Raw genomic sequence first — 16,776 nt, 5'->3', positions numbered from 1 at the left:
TTGTTGATGGTCACGGTGAAGGTGCTCTCGGCGGAGCAGTTCGGTAGGGTGCCGGTCTCGCTGTAGACGTACAGCGTGGTGGTGGCGGTGATGGCGTCCCCTGCGAAGAGGGCGTTGCCTCCCCCGTTGGGCGCATCGAAATAGTTGCCGTTGGTAAGGGCCGGCAGGGTGTAGGAGTCACATGCGGTGACGTCGGCCGGTGCGTCCACCAAGGGTGTGTTGTTGATGGTCACGGTGACTGTTGCTGAATCTGGAGAGCATCCTCCTATAGCAGGAAAGGAATAGGTGTAATGATAGGTTCCTACTGCAAGACCAGAAAAGTCTACCTTTGCAGGGTCTGATAAGTCAACACCAGAGAGGTCGTTGTCGCTCCAATTACCACCACCATTAGGAGTTCCATTGAGAGCATCTTCGAGATTGGTACCTACCCCACTACCAACACAAAGTTCTAAAGAACCATCGAGTCCGGCTTGTGGTTGAGCTGTAATATTTACTGTAATAACAGCAGAATCTGGGGCACATCCTCCTATGGCAGGGAAGGAATAAGTAAAATGATACGTTCCTGATGGTATAGATGAAAAATCAACATTAGTTGGGTCCAAAAGGATTGCACCGGAGGAATCATCATCAGTCCATATTCCTCCAGTATCTGCTGTTGGTCCAAGTGCGGCGAATAGGTCAGTGTTGGCCCCTCCAGTTTCACAAAAATCTATCGAACTATCAACGCCTGCTTCAAGTTGATTGGTAATATCAATGAAAAAGCTTTCTTCTGCAAAGCAATTGGGCACACTTCCGGTTTCATCATAGATGAACAAAGTGATATCGGAATAGATCGCAGTATTTTCCACGTATTGATTGCCTCCACCTGATGGACCGCCAGGTAGGTCATAATATGCTTGGTTGCCGCTAAGGTTAGTACCTGTTATAGTTGGTAGTATATAGGAATCACAGGCTGTTTGGTCAGGAATGTCATCAATAATCGGTGTGGTGAACACCAAAATTTGTTGTTGAACATCGGTGAAGTTGCCTGATGTGTCCGTAATCCTATAGGTTCTGGTGATTGTTTCGGGGTTGGTGTTTCCATCACTGGTTTCCCCCATATAAGTGACCGTATCCACGGCACAATTATCATCTTCATCAATGACAACGGATATATCTGAATCTGGGGCACTATCACAAACGGTAATAGTGGCCGGATTACTTGCCGTTGGGGGAACAGTATCCCCAAAACCAACTGTGAAAACGTCCCTGTGATCAAAATTGACTCCATCAAAATAGGCAAAGCCAAATGCATCTACACTTGTGGCATCTATCATGGTGATGGGACCGGTGGTGAAGTCGCCATCTTCATCCGTATCGATCATCAATTTTAGAGCACAATCACCATGGGCCAAAATATCAGAACCATTGAGGTTTATACGAACGCTTACGCCGCTAATAGGGCTAAGACCTGCAGAATGGTTCATTTGAACACGCCATTCCCTTTCAATTCTACTGGTGATACCCAGAGGAAGTTCAGTGAAAATTTCATTGATGTTGCCACGATCACTTCCCCAAAGCAGAAAATTGTGCAAGTACGATTCCAAACCACTTTTATCAATAATGGTCCGATTGTCGTCCAAATTATCTGTAGTGAAATTGGTATTGGTAGACATGGTGACAATGGCTTCGGGATTTTCACTTTTTGAGATGCGTTGATGCAGGTTAAAACGCAGTTTTAAATCATCATAGCTGGTGGAATTATCACCTCCATCCATGTCTTTATATCTGTCCGCTCCAATGCCTCCAATATCAAATTTATAAGTGGCTTCTGCTTGCCAGATAACGATTCCATCGGCGGCCAGGTAGTTATAGTTGGTGTTTCCGACCTCGCTTCCCAAACCAGGGCCGTTTGAAAGCGTAATACCATATTTGACGGCCAGATAGCTTTCTGCCACCTGAATGGCCGTCGCTGGGATGGGCCCATCAAACAGTAAGACTTCAGCAATTTCGCCTGTAAGGTTACGGTTGGGGTCATTACTGTTGAAATGTTTTCCCAATCGGTTAAAAAAGAAGAGATCATTGTCTGCAATAATATGTGATCTTACCGTAGAGATGTCCTGTATGCCATTGACATGGGTCAACAAACGTTCCTCATCCACTCCGATGGTTCGTTGAAAGGTGCCAATGGTCGGTTTTGTTAATAGATTTATATTGCCGCTTTGAAAGAATTCTCCACTATCACTTAACAAAGTTTTGCGCCAAGTTCTGCCAATTGAGAATCGGTTACCACTCGAAATGCCCAAGGATAGGTTTGTGGTCCATTGATCGAGAAACGAGTTCATATGGTGTACATCCACATCTCCTCCGAAGAGCAAACGTTGGGTCTCGGCCGTATTTCCAGCACCTTCTCCCTTAAACACGATAAATACAGTTATCTCTTTTCTTGAAGCAGATTGGAAATGTAAGGCTTGCCCATCTCCACTGCCATCAAATTCGACCACAGGATTGAAATTCATGGCATTTAGTACTAAAGTGGGAACACCGGGTATAGATCCTGTGGGATTTAAATATGTGGGAAAAAAGCCAACAGAATTTGGGTAGGGGTAGTCAAAGCCATCTGGAAAAGCAGAAGAATATTCCAAGGGATCGGGATGCGGTATGGCATTCTGAGGCACATAATCCACAAAATCATACCATATGGATACAGGACCTGCAGTAGGCAATGGATCAAACAACCATAAATTAGTATTGGGTGGGCCTGGGAGCGGAGGTAGATTCACTGCCCTATCCGCGGTAAACCAAGTGTCCAGTTGCTGGGCTTGAAGGGTATTGCTTTGGGTTAGTAAGATTATTGCAATTGAGCATTGTACGATCCTTAGGAAAAAAGAAGACACTACCCAACAGGGATGTCCTTTTTCTACCATTGATCGATTGAAAAGAAAGTAGTGTAAAAGTTTAATCATAGCAGTTAAGTTTTGAAGGTTTCTTGCATGAGGTTTGGGCAAGAAATAGATTTGGTAAGTATAAAATAAGGTACTATCCATCTATTCAAGGTCAGTGGATTAACCTATGATGGTTTAGAATTGATGGAAGATGGAAATGGATTTATGGAACCTAAAATGAATTGATTATGAAGTTGTTATGAATGTAAGTTTTTACTCACATAAAATAAATTGCCTCAAATCATCAAAAAAATAAAAGGGCCGCAAGGATTTCCTTGCGGCCCAACCATAGCTGTAATAGAAGAAGACACGAGATACACCAAACCTTGTGTTCTAAACCGATAAATGAACTACAGCGGTATGGTTATTTTATCAAATTGATCTCTACCCTTCGGTTTTGTTTTCTTCCCAAATTTGTGGTGTTGGAAGCAATCGGTTTTTCTTCCCCATAACCGATAGCGGTCAACCTAGCTCCAGCAATACCCTCGTTGATCAAAAAGTCCCTTACCGAATTGGCCCTTGCCTCTGAGAGTTTTTGATTGCTCTCATTGCTGCCCACACTGTCGGTATGGCCTTCCACCGTGAATTTCGCATTCGGATATTCGTTAAGAATCTGGATGATGTCCACCATTACCGCAACCGATTCTGGTTTAATTGTTGCTTTTCCGGTATCGAACAGAATGGTCTTGGCGTATGCATTCAATTGTTTTTGAACGGCAATCGTTACCTCGGGGCACCCTTTGTTGCTGACCGGTCCGGCAACCGTTGGACAATCATCATCAATGTCTACCAAAGTATCTCCATCGGTATCGGGACACCCTTTGTTTTCCTTGCTTCCCGGTTGGTTGGGGCAACGATCGTTTTGGTCAATGATCCCGTCGCCATCAGTGTCTGGACACCCATTAAATTCTTTAAGACCAGGGGTATTCGGACAGTCATCGTCCTTGTCGAGCACGCCATCCCCGTCGGTATCCTTCCATGGGCAACCATTGTTTTCTTTTGGACCGACTTCATTAGGACAATTATCGTCCTTGTCCAAAATACCATCGCCATCCGTGTCTTTCCATGGACAACCATTGTTCTCGATCGGACCTGGTGTATCAGGACATTCATCCACATCGTCCTTAAGTCCGTCCCCATCCCTGTCCTTGAGTTTATTTTGATAGATGGGCACTTTGATCCCTGCATATGCGTCCAAGGATTTTGATGAGTTTCCAAACAAAGCAGTAAGTGCGGATCCAGAACCTAGGTAAAAAGGGCCAGCCCTAAGACCAAGTCCCCATCGGAATCCAACTTGTTGCATCAAACTGATTGGGGAATATACGCTGATCCAAGCGGTTTCCAATCTTGGGGTAAGGGCGACCTCGCTGCGGATATGGTTGGAGTTGATTTTGTGCTTGCCCTGCAAGTTAACATCGGAGTTCAGGTTCAGGTAAAATTTAGAAACCACGTTCCAATCCACATTGGCGTGTAAGGCAGTAGGCAATCCAGTATCCGCAGATTCATGAGTGGGTCCAGTGGTGTCGAAATTATTGCTGAGCCCATCCTCAAGGTCCATACCGTCAAAATCATCGATACTTTGGGTCTTGTTCAGATCATAGGTTTCTTCTTCCCCTTTTTTGTTGTTGATTTTTCCAATATCGGTGATGGAAGCCCCGATTTTCAGTTTGTATTTGTTCACTCCTTTGTTCAAATAGGTATTGCCATTGGCATCGGTGAGTTTATAATCTTGATGGTTGGGTCTCCACTCATATACAAAACCTAAATCACCACCAATACCTGTGGATTTTCCAAAAGTGAAAAAATCGCTCAATCCATCACCTTCACTCCCCGAAGCATCGTTGCCGTATGTAAGAAGTCCGGTAGTTACAACATCCCTGGAGGTAGCATCGTAATCCACAGTAACGTCCGTGCCCCGAATGTAAGCATGGTGGATTCCGGAAAGGTATTTTAACGTTGCTCCTCCCTTTAAAAAATGTTCCCCATGGTCAACAAGAACGCGAGCATATGAAGCACCGATCTCTGTCCATAGATTGATTTCCCCTGAAACATCCCCCTCATTGATAAAAAAGTCCTCGTCTTCATTAAAACCTCCTTCTTTGTCAATGGATGCTCCATTGATATCGTCCACGTTGAGGAAAAGGCGCGCCCTGCTGTAGACCGCCACTGCGCTTTTTTCCGTCAGGTTGAACATAACTGACGGTCCAAGGATGTCGAGATTGGAAGCCAAAAAGTTGTTTGTTTTGGGAGTGGTTTTGGCTTCATCGAAGGTTTTGCCAAAATCTTTAAAGGCATCACTCATGTTCAGTCCTAAATAGTTGTTTCCAAAAAAGGCACTGACCCCGATCAGGTTAATGTCCAGTTTTAATCTCGAATCCGCAATATTGGCTGGGTTGGAAATGATGCCGTGGACACCACTGTAGTTATCAGTGAGCAGCCCTTCGTAAGATTGTGCTTTGAGCAGGTGTATACAAAGAAAGAACACGATGCCCAGCAGAGTATGTTTTGATAGCATGGTTAAAATTGTTTTTTGCCTAATGGAATAGGCTTGGGTTATTCAAAAGCTTAAAATCGGGCCAAAGAGAGTGTAAATAAAGGGAGCTGTTGGGGGTAAATAAACGGAACGGCTTTTTGAATTGATGAATGGAGCAAATGGGTTTATCTGAATTTTGCCAGTCCTTGTTTTAGGGCTATTTTATTGAGGAGAAAGAAGAAGGCTGTGTTAATATAAGGATAGGGAAAGGATTTCTTTCCAAACGAAAAACCATTACAACCAAGGAATTTGAATCAAATTCCTTGGCGTAACGGAAACCTCAACTAAACTAAACACTTTTATGACCAACAGTCTCAAAAAGTGCATTGCTATATGTGCATACGTTAAAGATTGATCTTGCTTTTTCAATGAGCTTTAACGCGTAATTGCATCACAAACATAAAATCAAAAAATGCCACGGAAAGTAGTCGATTAATGAATGACCCATTTGAACCAATGAATGGCCTATTTGGCTTGGTGGCCTATTTTGGAAGTTCTCGGAATTGGTTCAAATTCCCAGAAGGAGGAAATGTTTGGGCATAAAAAAACAGCCTTGTTAGGCTGTTTAGTTGAGTTTTTTGTTTTTGGGTTAAGCGGAAATATCCTCGACGGAAGCGTCAGGGGCATTCTTTTTAACCGAAGCGATACCATTTTCCATGGCCGCGGTGCTGGAGTACATTTCACTGGCCCCGATAACTTGGCCATTGGATGCCTTAAGATTGAAATAAGGGCTTCCGTCCTTTGCAGTCTTTCTCTCGAACTTACCGTCGTCCTGAGAGTTCTTTTTTACCGATTCGATACCGTTTTCGCAGGCAGATTTGGTGGTATATGCTTCGCTGCTCAAAATAACCTGACCATTGCCGGCCTTCAAATTAAACCTGAACTGACCAGATTTATCTGTTTTGATTTCAAATTTTCCCATGTTGAATTGTTTTGAGTACTAAATCTAGATAATTTCTTAAAAAATGACCAATTTTTCTACGTAAAATTGCCAATAAATTAAGATTGAGCCATCAAAATGCTTTTGTTTTAACGGATCTCTTAGTGGTCGGCACCTCCTTAAAGGAGAATAGATTTCTTTTTGATGGTACCACCTTTTACATTCTAATCTGGCCATTGCCAAACACATAATATTTGTTTGTTACCAATTGTTTTAGGCCAAGGGGCCCCCTGTGGTGCAGTTTGTCCGTGCTGATGGCCAGCTCGGCCCCGACTCCCATTTGCCCTCCATCGGTAAACCGGGTCGATGCATTCTGGTATACGGCTGCACAGTCCACATTTTCCATAAAGGTTTGGGCCACACTGTTGTTTTGTGTCATGATGGTGGCCGAATGTCCACCGGAATTTTTATTGATCTTTTGTATGGCCGCATCCAAATTGTCCACGGCACCGATGACACACTTCATGGCCAAGAATTCTTCTTTCCAGATGGACTCATCGGAAATGACCTCTTCATTCTTCAAGGTTTTCTTCACCTTTTCATCCACTAGAATGGAAACTTCATTGTCCACGAGGATTTGTCTCAGTTCGTTGAGTTTCCCTTCGTAATTTTCAATACGTGTATCGATCAAAATTTTGTCCAGCGCATTGCAGGCGGAAATTTTATGGGTCTTGGCGTTCAAGATGACTTCCAAACTCTTTTGCCAATCTGCTTCTTTATGGACGAAGAGGAAATTGTTCCCACGACCGCTGACCAAAACAGCACATTTGGCATGCTCCTTTACAAAATTGATGAGCCGTTCCCCACCGCGGGGCACGATGAGATCGAGTTGTTGGCCGGGATTTTTCAAAAAGGCCTGGGTCTGGGTTCGGTCCATTTCCATGAATTGGATAAAGTCTGACGGTAAATCGTTTTTAGCCAAAGCCTGATGCCAAAATTTCACCAATGCCTTATTACTGTGATACGCCTCCTTACCTCCCTTCAACAGAATTTTGTTGTTGGCCTTAAAGGCCAGCACGGCAGCTTCAATGGTTACGTCGGGCCGGGATTCGTAAATGATCATGATGGTCCCGAACGGAGCTGTTTTGTTGATGATCTTTAAGCCATTGTCCAATTCCCTTGTCGAGATTTCTTTGTTCACGGGGTCTTCTTGCAACCTAACCTCCCTTACGGCTTGGATCATTTGATCTATCTTTTTCTGATCCACAACCAAACGGTCATAAAGGGCTTGGTCGTCCCGGTCAAAGGTATCCAGATCCTTTTGGTTGGCTTGGAGCAATGCTTCCCGGTTTTGATTGAGGATGTGCTCCATATCTTGTAAAACGCTGTTTTTTAGTGTTGTGTTCAATAATTTCATTGCTGTCATTTTAAAGGGAAACTTCGGTTCCCACTTTTTTTCCTTCTACAATATCTATGATTACATTTTCCTTTTTCCCGTTCACGATGTATGATGGAATATTGTTCGCCGCGGCTATTTGGGCATAGTTCAATTTGGATCCCATGCCACCACGGCCTTCGCCCTCGGCCTTGTTTCCTTTCTCGATGTATTTGTCGAGGTCTTCCTTGGGCTGGACTTTTTCAATCACCTTGGAATCTTCCTTCTCTGGATGACCATCATACAGACCGTCAATATCCGTCATCAGGATGAGTTTATCGGCATTCATCAACTGGGCCAACAGAGTGGCCAACTCATCATTGTCCGAAAACATGGACATGGCCACAGAAACGGCATCATCCTCATTGGCAATGGGCACCACTCCTTCAGAAAGCAGCCCTTCAATACAACTGATCATATTATCACGGTGCACCCCGGGGTTAAAATCCCGTTTGGTGGGTAATACTTGGGCACATTTCATCCCATAATCACTAAAAATGTTGTAATAATGGCGCATCATCCTGGGTTGCCCGATGGCCGAATACACCTGTCTGCGCTGAGTCTTGTCCTTGATCTTAGCCTTCCCCAAAACCTCTTTACCAGCAATTACCGATCCAGAGGAGACCAAAATGGTCATGATATCGCGCTCATACAATTCGGCAATCTGCCGTACCAGGCGATTGAGCACGGGTCTAACGATCCTGTTGTCCTTATTGGTCATCACATTGGTTCCTACTTTGATGACCACGAGTTCTTTGTACATGTTTTAGTATTCTTCGCCGAGTTCCACGGCACGGTTAAAGGCTGCAAAGGCAGCTTCTTTTATCAATTCGTTTACATTGTTGTCCTGCATGGAATCCAAAGCGGCACGGGTGGTTCCTCCTTTGGAGGCCACACGTTCCATCCAAGAGTCGGGGGTAAGATTGTTCTGGTTGAACAGCTCCACGGCCCCGGTAAAGGTTTGGCTTACCAATACTTTGGAGACGTTTTCGGAAAAGCCCATTTGTAGAGCGGCCTCCATCATACTCTGCATAAAATAGAATACATAAGCGGGGCCACTTCCTGAGATTCCGGTAGAGGCATCAATATATTTTTCACTCTTTACCCGAAGGGATTTCCCTGTGGTGTCCAAGAGTCCTTCTACCATGAAAAGTTCCAAACGAGACACTTCCTCCGCAGAAACATAGCTGGTGAGTCCTTGGCCCACTTGGGCGGGCAGATTAGGCATGGCCCTTACCACTTTTTGGATGCCCAATGCTTCTTGGATAAATTTGATGGTCACCCCGGCCATGATGGAAATGAACAATTGTTCCGGGTTTACCAGATGTTTCATCCGTTTGAAAAGGTCTTCGGCATGGTACGGTTTTACCGCCAGAAAGATGATGTCCGCCTTGGGGACACAGTCTTCCAAACGTTCCATGGCATCAAAATGGGCAATTTTGTCCACTTCTTCCAATTTCTCTTTTGATTTGTCCAAGACCATGATGTTCCGCTTTTTTAGCAGTTTGGATTTGGACATGCCGGTGGCATAGGTAAGCCCCATGTTACCTGCTCCTATAACTAATACTTTCATTGTTTTTTGTTAAAAGGTTTTTAAAACGTTTATGCAGTTATTTTGCAGTCCTTGCAGTCTTTCACTTTTCCATAATAGGTTTCGCGGTACTTGTGCAAAGTGCGTACAGGTAGCCCCAGGATGTACCTTTTAATGTAGGTGACCTGAGTAGTCAGTTCGCCCATGGTAACACTGTAGCGTTTTTCATATTTGGTTCCCCTTTTAATCTTTGAAAGTCTCATTTTGTTGTTGATAATAGGTTTGTGTTTAACTGTTTTCCTGATCCCTCAGGAATTTTTCCTTGTATTGTGCTTTTTTCTTTGTTTTTCTTTTTTCTACTGATTTTTTGGTGAATTCCTGGCGTTCCCGGATCTGCTCCAAGCGTTTGGTATTCCTGTATTTTCTTTTGTAGCGCTTTAGGGCACGTTCGATACTTTCTCCAGGTTTTACTTCAATTTTTAGCATATGTTGTGTTTAACGGTTCAATCTCATTTCGGTGTGGGTCACTTGAAACCCATATTCTTCAAAAAAGTGTTGGTTTGGGCATTGGTTTTCATTGGTGATGTGCACGGCAACACCCCCTTTGCAATATTGTAGGGTGTATTCCAACAGTTTTTGTTCAATGCCTTGGTCCCTATGGTTACGGTGCACCACGAAGAACACCAAAAAGTTTTCCGGGATGTAATCGCCCATGCCTGTTTTGTTTACCACGGCGAGTCCCAGGATTTCTTCCTTTTCTTCCATGGAGAACACGTAACCGCCCAAGCCCGGTATATCCTTGGTGGAATATTGGATGGCCTTTCTTATGGCCGTTTTGGTGGCCTTTTTTCCTTCTTGGTGCTCAAATAGGAAGTTGGTGAACCGGTTGGCCTCCATGGTGGAGAGCCGTGTGTAGGCATCATAGGTCTTGATTACCATGATCTTTTGTTGTACGATAGCGATTTTTGGATTTTAGTTACTGGTGACAATGGGGGCGACGCTGTTCAACTGCCACGAAAAACGTGGATGTTTTACATCGCAACGGTACCCGAAAAAGGGCGGTCAATTAAAAGGTGGGTGGGATGAACTTGTCCGGTTGGTTACGAAAAACCAGATATTCAAAACTAAGGATCCTGCTATTTTTTCTCTCGTGGAGTTTGATTTTCATCGCTGCAAAGATAGGGCAAATGGCCCGTAAATCCCAATTTTGCTGGGTTTTATGTTTTTTATAACGTTTGTGGGATGCTTCTATACTAACAGATATGTAATCTTCTGATGTAGGGACGAAGTATTAAAGGAAACTTAAATTGTACAGGTTTTGCGTTAATTGTTCTTAAAGTTGATGAGGGTGTTTAATCGGCTGTTAGGAAGATAGTTATATTTATTCCGAACCACTAATCCACCTAACATGACTAAACATGTACTATTCGCATTTTTACTGTTGACATTTCAAGGAATCGCCAAGGCGCAACAAATTTCTGAAACCGAAAAATTGGCCTCGACTGCAAAAATATGGGGCTTTCTAAAATACTACCATCCACAGGTAGCCGATGGAAAATTTGATTGGGACAACCAACTCTTAGAAATATTACCCAAGGTAAAGTCAGCCAATAGTAAGGAGGCCTTATCAGAAATCTATTTGAATTGGATTGACGGACTTGGAGAAGTGCCACCATGTAAAAAGTGTGACAAGAAAAGCGATGAAGCATATTTTGATAAGAATTTCGATCTCACTTGGTTCTACAATCCGGATATTTTCACTACTAAACTCTCGGATAAACTTAAGTTTATTGAGCAAAACAGATTTAAAGGAAAGCAGCATTATGTATACGCACCTTATAAGGAAGTTGGCAATATTGCCTTAAAAAATGAACCCGAATACAAAAACTTGGATTGGACTGATCCATATATGAGGTTGTTGATTGCTTTCAAATATTGGAACATTGTGGAATACTTTTTCCCCTATAAATACCAAACCGACCAACCTTGGGGTGAAGTGTTGCTTACTACTATTCCTCAATTGCAATCTGCCTCCACCGAAAAGGAATTTCACAGTGCTCTACAGGAATTGGTCGTAAAAATTGATGATTCCCATGGTTGGTTTAGAGCACCTACAGACCCAAAAACATATTTTTGGCCTGCATTTAAAACGGAAATCTTAAACGATGAATTAGTGGTCAGTGGGTTTTATAAGGATTCGTTAAGATTAAATTGTCCTTTAAAAAAGGGGGATGTCATTTTAGCATTTGACGAAATACCGGTTCAAGATCTTATGGAAGATAATGAATCATTGGTCTGGGGATCTAATAAGGCAGCCAAGAATCGTACTTTAAAATATTGTTTTGTAAGATCAACAAAAAAGTCATCGCGCAAAGTCAAAGTTCTAAGGGGCAATGAAATTAAAGAAGTAAAGGTTGAATATTTTGAAGTGGATGCATTAAGGTCAAAGCCTGATGCCTTTAAAAGTTGGAAAATTATTCAAGATAGTATTGGTTATGTGAACATGGGTAAGTTGGAAAGGGGAGATGTTGAAGAGATGATGGAAGGTTTTAAAGACACCAAGGCCATTATTTTCGATATTAGAAATTATCCAAATGGTACCATGTACCATATTGCTCATTATTTAGTTCCAGAGCGAAGAAATTTTTTCAAGATGACGTATCCTGACCTTGATTACCCAGGTAGGTTCATATGGCGTGATGGTATGCAATGTGGAAGTTTTAAAAACAAAAGGAATTATTCCGGAAAAGTGGTCCTTTTAGTGAATGAAAACACTCAAAGTCATGCTGAGTTTACGACCATGGCATTACAAATAGCGGACAATGTCGTTACTATTGGGAGTCAAACGGCAGGTGCAGACGGGAATGTTTCCAATTTGGAATTGGGAGGTGGAATAAAAACTTCCTTATCAGGTATAGGCATTTTTTATCCTGATGGTACCGAAACCCAGCGTAAAGGAGTCCGGATTGATGTGGAGATCCATCCCACCATTCAAGGGTTACGGGATGGCAGGGATGAGGTGTTGGAAAAAGCGCTGGAATTGGCGAAATCATAAAATGACCATGAACCTAAAAAAGATCATCCTTCTTTCCTTGATGCTGTATGCGCCAATGGGGCTCTTTTCCCAAGAGAAAAATTTCATCACGGGGAAGCTCGTGGATGAAGCAACAAGGGAACCTGTTGTTTTTGCTACGGTAAGGCTTAAAGGAAAATCGGTAGGGGTCATATCCAATGCAGATGGCAGTTTTGTTGTCCCGGATGAGTATTTGGCGTTGGGCGATGTTCTTGAAATTTCCTGTTTGGGGTACAGGACCTTGGAAGTAAAGCTGTCCGATCTGAATGTGGATCAAGTGAACATCATTTCGGTGAAAGAGGAAATCTTCAACTTGGATGAGACCGTGGTCATTGGAAAACGTACCAAACGTTATGGGGCCCAGGAAATCGTGAAAAAGGCCATCGAGAACATTCCGGAAAATTACCCAAACGGACCTTTTTCATTGGTGGGGTATTATCGGGACTATCAAGTGGATGAAGGGACCTACATCAACCTGAATGAGGCCATATTGGAAGTTTTTGACCCTGGTTTCAACAGTATGGATAGATCGGCCACAAAAGTCCAGATGTATGACCAACGAATCAACAAGACTTTTAAAGTGGATACCCTTGCCCGCCAAAGCTATGATTACCGCAAAGGCCAAAAAACAATAGAGAAGGCCTTTTTAAAACCCTATGGAGGGAACGAGTTCACCATTCTAAGGGTCCATGATGCCATTAGAAACTATCTGGTGGATTCCTATGATTTTGTGAACGTGCTGCAAACCGATTTTATCCCCCATCATACCTTCTCCAAGATGGATCCCATCAATTTTGATGGGGAACCCTTATATGTCATCGAGTTTAAACGGAACCGGCAGGATAATCTTGCCACGGGCAAGCTATATGTTTCCCAATTCGATTTTTCCATTTATAAAATGGAATATGCCCTGTTCAACAAGAACGTGACAAGGGAGACCAAGGAAAAAGGAAACCAGTTTATGGGCAACCATTTGGTTTTTGAAGTGGTTTTGGAATACAGAAAAAAGGATGACCAAATGTACCTGAACTATATTTCCTTCCATAACGCATTTGAGTTGCGCTTACCACCTGCTTTTATTGTGGAAGATGTGGTCATGGACATCAACAGAAAATGTCTGGTGGTGAATTTCAACACCGAGCCAGAGACCAGATCTGCGTTGGAACATAGGTCCTATAGTATAAGATACAAGGGGAAGAGGTTAAGCTTTAGGTTGATGGAAAAAGAAGGAAATTCGGTATTGCTATACCCACGGATGGATGAAAATGAATTGAAAGATATGGTCACCACCCTGAAAGAAACTGATACTCGTGGAGGTCCTCTCAATAAGTTGCTTGAAATTGAGGTGAAGGATGTTCGCAATCTACAGGGGGAGCTTATCAACGCCGTTCACACGAAGGATTATGAACAATACAGGGAATTCTTTGCGCAGAACATCAACGAAGGAAAAACGGCGCCCTTGAACGGAGAGTTTATGCCGGATGATAAACCGATTTTTAGCAGCAAAGCGGTTTCCGGGGAAAAGGAAACCATATTTTGGATGAACCCACCGCTTATTCGCAATTGAGTAAAACAAAAGCCCCGGATTCGGGGCTTTTTTTGATGAAATTTTATTCTTCCTGAACAAATGAGCCCTTCCGATTGATATGGGTGGGCACATAGGTCTCAATAATGTACGGAGTGATTTTTTTAAGAGTTTCCCCAGTTATGGGATGGAGCCCAGGAGCGGTAAAGTATTCCATTTCCCCATCCTTGTTTTTAGAATACCAGATCATGGGTTTGCCATCCTCCGTAAAAAAATCGGAGGCCATATTGACCTCCACTTTTTTAAGATTTTTTAGCCTTGCCGGATCTAACGGTTCCACTTTCGTTCCAAATTTGGAAAAAGGTTGGGAGGTACAGTCAACCTTTACATAAAGGGAGTCGGCCCAGGCCATGCATTTCCCATTGTTGGCTATACCTTGCTCTTTATTTAAAGGCCAATAGAGTATCACTATGACTATCAAAATTACTACAGAACTGATTAATATAATTTTTGTCCAACTTACAGTTTCAGATTCTTCACTAACGTCCGTCGGATTGTCGTTTTCTTCACCATCTTTTACTCCTGTTGAAGAATTTTTCTGAATATAATCTGCGTAGTCATCATACCCTAAATAACTGCATAAACAAGAAATGAGCTTTGGCTTTAAATCTTCTTGAGTTCTTTGGCTGCCATTTTTATAACTGGTATAATAATCTCTTAATGTTCGTTCGCTGATTACATAATTGTAATCTTCCAATAATATGTCTGATAAATGTTGGGCAAGATGTGTCTTCTTACTTGATCCAATTTCTTTCTTCGCTTTTTCAAATGCAAGTATTAGAACTTCAATAGACATATAATGGGTTGATTGTTAGCTATAAAGCTAATCCATAAATGGAAATTTCATGGATTTTTTTCTCTGGAAATTCTTTTCCTTCCTTTCTCCATAAACTTATTTTTTATCTCAGTTACTTCGTCTCAGAAATGAATTCCGCTATGCCTTGCTAACATAGCCTTTCTAGAAAATTCATTTTTACGGGATTCTGTAAGCGGCCGGTATTTGGCCCGTTGGAAAGTAGCTAGGTCTACCGCTTACAGTTTCCACTTTCCAAAAACAAAGGAAGTACTCCAACACTCACGGGTGGCTGAAAAGCTGAACAAACAATTCTGGGAAAACCCCGGACGGCCACCCCTTTGTCAAATTTTTAAAGCAAATATTATGAGACGAGTTTATATAGCCTTAGCGGCAGTTTTTTTGAATATGTTCCTGTTTTCTTGTACCCAAGATGACGTAGCGGACACCGAGATGCTCTACCACACGGTAGCCACGGAAGGGGATGATAGCAATCCGCCCCCACCACCTCCACCTCCCCCACCACCAGGTGAGTAGATGTAAGTTTAATTTTAGTAATTTGAGCCATACTTTATGTATGGCTTTTTTGTTTAATCAATCTCTTATACTTGAAAAAGCTTTTATGTTGGGTCGTATTTTGTTTTTGTGTTTCCTGTACATTTTTGGATAAGGATTCCGATCCCTCCATTGATTCCACAGCGGACACCGTATTGTATTATTATAATCGTTCCATGGATGACAACCTATCCAAAACGAAACAACAGCAGGCCATTGACAAGGCATATTATCTGGCAAAAAAAAACGACAAGAATGCACTTTATGGTAAGGTACTATATCAAAAAAGCAGTTTTAGTAACACATCGGGTAAATATGATAGTCTTTTGATTTATGATAAGCTATTGCGCGATTATGTTACTCAAGGCAATGATGTCTCAATTTTGGCTAGACAACATTATTTAATGGGCTTTTATTATGACAAAATACCCAAGCTTCCTGACAGTGCATTCATCCGCTATTGTGACTACGTCAACTAAAAGTGTACTATTTTGATAATAAATCAAGAGACACTTTTGACATGGAAAAGACAAGAGAAATTGAGCAATACTTAAGATGGAAGTTCAAACTAAGAGTACTTGAATTTGCAAAAGATTATGGAAAGGTCAAGGAGACCTGTGAAATGTTCAATGTTAGCAGGAGCAGCTATTTTAATTGGAAAAGAAAGTTTGACAAACATGGAGCAAAGGGTCTTTTAAGGAAAAAGAGGGAAGCTGATACCTACCCCAATAGAATCAATCAGAAAACGGTTGATCTGATATTGGACCTTAGAAAGGAATACAAACTTGGCACATGGCGCATCAAATGGTATTTGGAAAGATATCACAGTATCAATGTCTCTGAATCAAGTGTCTACAGAACCCTGAAAAGGAATGGTATCAAGCCGCTCGAACGAGCCGTTACCAGAAAAGCGATGGGACCTAAACGCTATGCCAAGAAAACCCCGGGCCACCATGTTCAAGTAGACGTCAAGTTCTTGGTTTTCCACACCAAAGAAGGAAAAAAGATAAAAAGGTATCAGTACACGGCGATTGATGATTGCACACGTATCAGAGCGTTGAAAGTATATGAAAGGCACAACCAATCAAGTTCCATTGACTTTATGGATTATGTGGTCGGTATGTTCCCGTTCCGAATCCATACCGTCCAAACCGACAATGGGCATGAATTCCAATCCAAGTTCAATTGGCATGTGAAGGACCTTGGCATGGAGCACCGTTATATAAAGCCCGGAAGACCCCAGCTCAATGGAAAGGTGGAACGGTCGCACCTCACGGACAAAAAGGAGTTCTATCAACTATTGGACTACTCCGACGACGTGGATTTGAACAAAAAAATAAAGCAATGGGAAGACTTTTATAACTTTGATAGACCACATGGTGCATTTAAGGGAAAGACACCCTATGAAATTTTAATGTATCACTTGAAAAAATAAGAATTCAGTGCCATTTTAGCTGAAGTAGCACA

15 protein-coding genes are annotated in these 16,776 nt (G+C 42.4%); 5 read left to right on the top strand and 10 right to left on the bottom strand.

Annotated elements, in window-relative coordinates:
• From D2V05_RS06235 to D2V05_RS06195, 9 genes are all read right to left on the bottom strand, one after another.
• The coding region (locus D2V05_RS06235) for a DUF8202 domain-containing protein (RefSeq protein ID WP_147378240.1) at window positions 1–2,945 on the bottom strand (2,945 nt) is incomplete at its 3' end.
• A 343-nt stretch (window positions 2,946–3,288) separates the two neighbouring features.
• Complete coding sequence (locus D2V05_RS06230; protein ID WP_119646780.1) at window positions 3,289–5,439, bottom strand: DUF5723 family protein; 2,151 nt, start codon at window positions 5,437–5,439, stop codon at window positions 3,289–3,291.
• Between the two features lie 607 nt (window positions 5,440–6,046).
• Complete coding sequence (locus D2V05_RS06225) at window positions 6,047–6,379, bottom strand: YegP family protein (protein WP_119638806.1); 333 nt, start codon at window positions 6,377–6,379, stop codon at window positions 6,047–6,049.
• Window positions 6,380–6,554: 175 nt separating this feature from the next.
• Complete coding sequence (locus D2V05_RS06220) at window positions 6,555–7,754, bottom strand: glutamate-5-semialdehyde dehydrogenase (protein WP_119646782.1); 1,200 nt, start codon at window positions 7,752–7,754, stop codon at window positions 6,555–6,557.
• Between the two features lie 10 nt (window positions 7,755–7,764).
• Window positions 7,765–8,535 (bottom strand): glutamate 5-kinase, encoded by a 771-nt coding sequence (gene proB, locus D2V05_RS06215; protein WP_119646778.1) that lies wholly within the window; start codon window positions 8,533–8,535, stop codon window positions 7,765–7,767.
• A 3-nt stretch (window positions 8,536–8,538) separates the two neighbouring features.
• Window positions 8,539–9,345 carry a pyrroline-5-carboxylate reductase gene (gene proC, locus D2V05_RS06210; RefSeq protein ID WP_119646775.1) on the bottom strand — a complete coding sequence of 269 codons (807 nt, stop codon included), beginning with the start codon at window positions 9,343–9,345 and terminating at the stop codon, window positions 8,539–8,541.
• Window positions 9,346–9,374: 29 nt separating this feature from the next.
• A complete protein-coding gene (locus D2V05_RS06205; protein ID WP_119646773.1) occupies window positions 9,375–9,566 on the bottom strand; it encodes a hypothetical protein in 192 nt (63 codons plus the stop codon).
• Between the two features lie 25 nt (window positions 9,567–9,591).
• Window positions 9,592–9,789, bottom strand: a complete 198-nt coding sequence (rpsU, locus tag D2V05_RS06200; RefSeq protein ID WP_119646770.1) for a 30S ribosomal protein S21 — start codon at window positions 9,787–9,789, stop codon at window positions 9,592–9,594.
• Window positions 9,790–9,798: 9 nt separating this feature from the next.
• Window positions 9,799–10,242 carry a GNAT family N-acetyltransferase gene (locus D2V05_RS06195; RefSeq protein ID WP_119646768.1) on the bottom strand — a complete coding sequence of 148 codons (444 nt, stop codon included), beginning with the start codon at window positions 10,240–10,242 and terminating at the stop codon, window positions 9,799–9,801.
• A 469-nt stretch (window positions 10,243–10,711) separates the two neighbouring features.
• Here D2V05_RS06195 and D2V05_RS06185 point away from each other — a divergent pair, with 469 nt between their 5' ends.
• On the top strand, window positions 10,712–12,358 hold the full coding sequence (locus tag D2V05_RS06185) for a S41 family peptidase (protein WP_119646764.1): 1,647 nt from the start codon (window positions 10,712–10,714) through the stop codon (window positions 12,356–12,358).
• Between the two features lie 7 nt (window positions 12,359–12,365).
• Window positions 12,366–13,943 carry a carboxypeptidase-like regulatory domain-containing protein gene (locus D2V05_RS06180; RefSeq protein ID WP_183114794.1) on the top strand — a complete coding sequence of 526 codons (1,578 nt, stop codon included), beginning with the start codon at window positions 12,366–12,368 and terminating at the stop codon, window positions 13,941–13,943.
• Between the two features lie 43 nt (window positions 13,944–13,986).
• Here the strand turns inward: D2V05_RS06180 and D2V05_RS06175 are convergent, their stop codons facing one another.
• Complete coding sequence (locus tag D2V05_RS06175) at window positions 13,987–14,757, bottom strand: hypothetical protein (RefSeq protein WP_119646760.1); 771 nt, start codon at window positions 14,755–14,757, stop codon at window positions 13,987–13,989.
• A 363-nt stretch (window positions 14,758–15,120) separates the two neighbouring features.
• On the opposite strand from D2V05_RS06175, the gene D2V05_RS19650 reads away from it, so the two are divergent.
• From D2V05_RS19650 to D2V05_RS06160, 3 genes are all read left to right on the top strand, one after another.
• Window positions 15,121–15,291 (top strand): hypothetical protein, encoded by a 171-nt coding sequence (locus tag D2V05_RS19650; protein WP_183114793.1) that lies wholly within the window; start codon window positions 15,121–15,123, stop codon window positions 15,289–15,291.
• A 71-nt stretch (window positions 15,292–15,362) separates the two neighbouring features.
• Window positions 15,363–15,788, top strand: a complete 426-nt coding sequence (locus tag D2V05_RS06165; protein ID WP_147378239.1) for a hypothetical protein — start codon at window positions 15,363–15,365, stop codon at window positions 15,786–15,788.
• A gap of 41 nt (window positions 15,789–15,829) precedes the next feature.
• Window positions 15,830–16,744: an IS481 family transposase gene (locus D2V05_RS06160; protein WP_119646114.1), complete on the top strand. Its 915-nt coding sequence runs from the start codon at window positions 15,830–15,832 to the stop codon at window positions 16,742–16,744.
• The last annotated feature ends 32 nt before the right edge of the window (window positions 16,745–16,776 follow it).

The sequence above is a fragment of the Flagellimonas pelagia genome (assembly GCF_003584135.1).
Classification (GTDB): Bacteria; Bacteroidota; Bacteroidia; order Flavobacteriales; family Flavobacteriaceae; genus Flagellimonas; species Flagellimonas pelagia.
The sequence above is the reverse complement of the archived record's forward strand: the minus strand, read 5'-3'. Positions and strand labels throughout refer to the sequence as shown.

Excerpts from the sequence above, each read along its gene's own strand:
- D2V05_RS06230 (WP_119646780.1), bottom strand. The coding sequence starts at position 5,439 with ATGCTATCAAAACATACTCTGCTGGGCATCGTGTTCTTTCTTTGTATA.
- D2V05_RS06225 (WP_119638806.1), bottom strand. The coding sequence starts at position 6,379 with ATGGGAAAATTTGAAATCAAAACAGATAAATCTGGTCAGTTCAGGTTT.
- D2V05_RS06220 (WP_119646782.1), bottom strand. The coding sequence starts at position 7,754 with ATGAAATTATTGAACACAACACTAAAAAACAGCGTTTTACAAGATATG.
- proB (WP_119646778.1), bottom strand. The coding sequence starts at position 8,535 with ATGTACAAAGAACTCGTGGTCATCAAAGTAGGAACCAATGTGATGACC.
- proC (WP_119646775.1), bottom strand. The coding sequence starts at position 9,345 with ATGAAAGTATTAGTTATAGGAGCAGGTAACATGGGGCTTACCTATGCC.
- D2V05_RS06205 (WP_119646773.1), bottom strand. The coding sequence starts at position 9,566 with ATGAGACTTTCAAAGATTAAAAGGGGAACCAAATATGAAAAACGCTAC.
- rpsU (WP_119646770.1), bottom strand. The coding sequence starts at position 9,789 with ATGCTAAAAATTGAAGTAAAACCTGGAGAAAGTATCGAACGTGCCCTA.
- D2V05_RS06195 (WP_119646768.1), bottom strand. The coding sequence starts at position 10,242 with ATGGTAATCAAGACCTATGATGCCTACACACGGCTCTCCACCATGGAG.
- D2V05_RS06185 (WP_119646764.1), top strand. The coding sequence starts at position 10,712 with ATGACTAAACATGTACTATTCGCATTTTTACTGTTGACATTTCAAGGA.
- D2V05_RS06180 (WP_183114794.1), top strand. The coding sequence starts at position 12,366 with ATGAACCTAAAAAAGATCATCCTTCTTTCCTTGATGCTGTATGCGCCA.
- D2V05_RS06175 (WP_119646760.1), bottom strand. The coding sequence starts at position 14,757 with ATGTCTATTGAAGTTCTAATACTTGCATTTGAAAAAGCGAAGAAAGAA.
- D2V05_RS19650 (WP_183114793.1), top strand. The coding sequence starts at position 15,121 with ATGAGACGAGTTTATATAGCCTTAGCGGCAGTTTTTTTGAATATGTTC.
- D2V05_RS06160 (WP_119646114.1), top strand. The coding sequence starts at position 15,830 with ATGGAAAAGACAAGAGAAATTGAGCAATACTTAAGATGGAAGTTCAAA.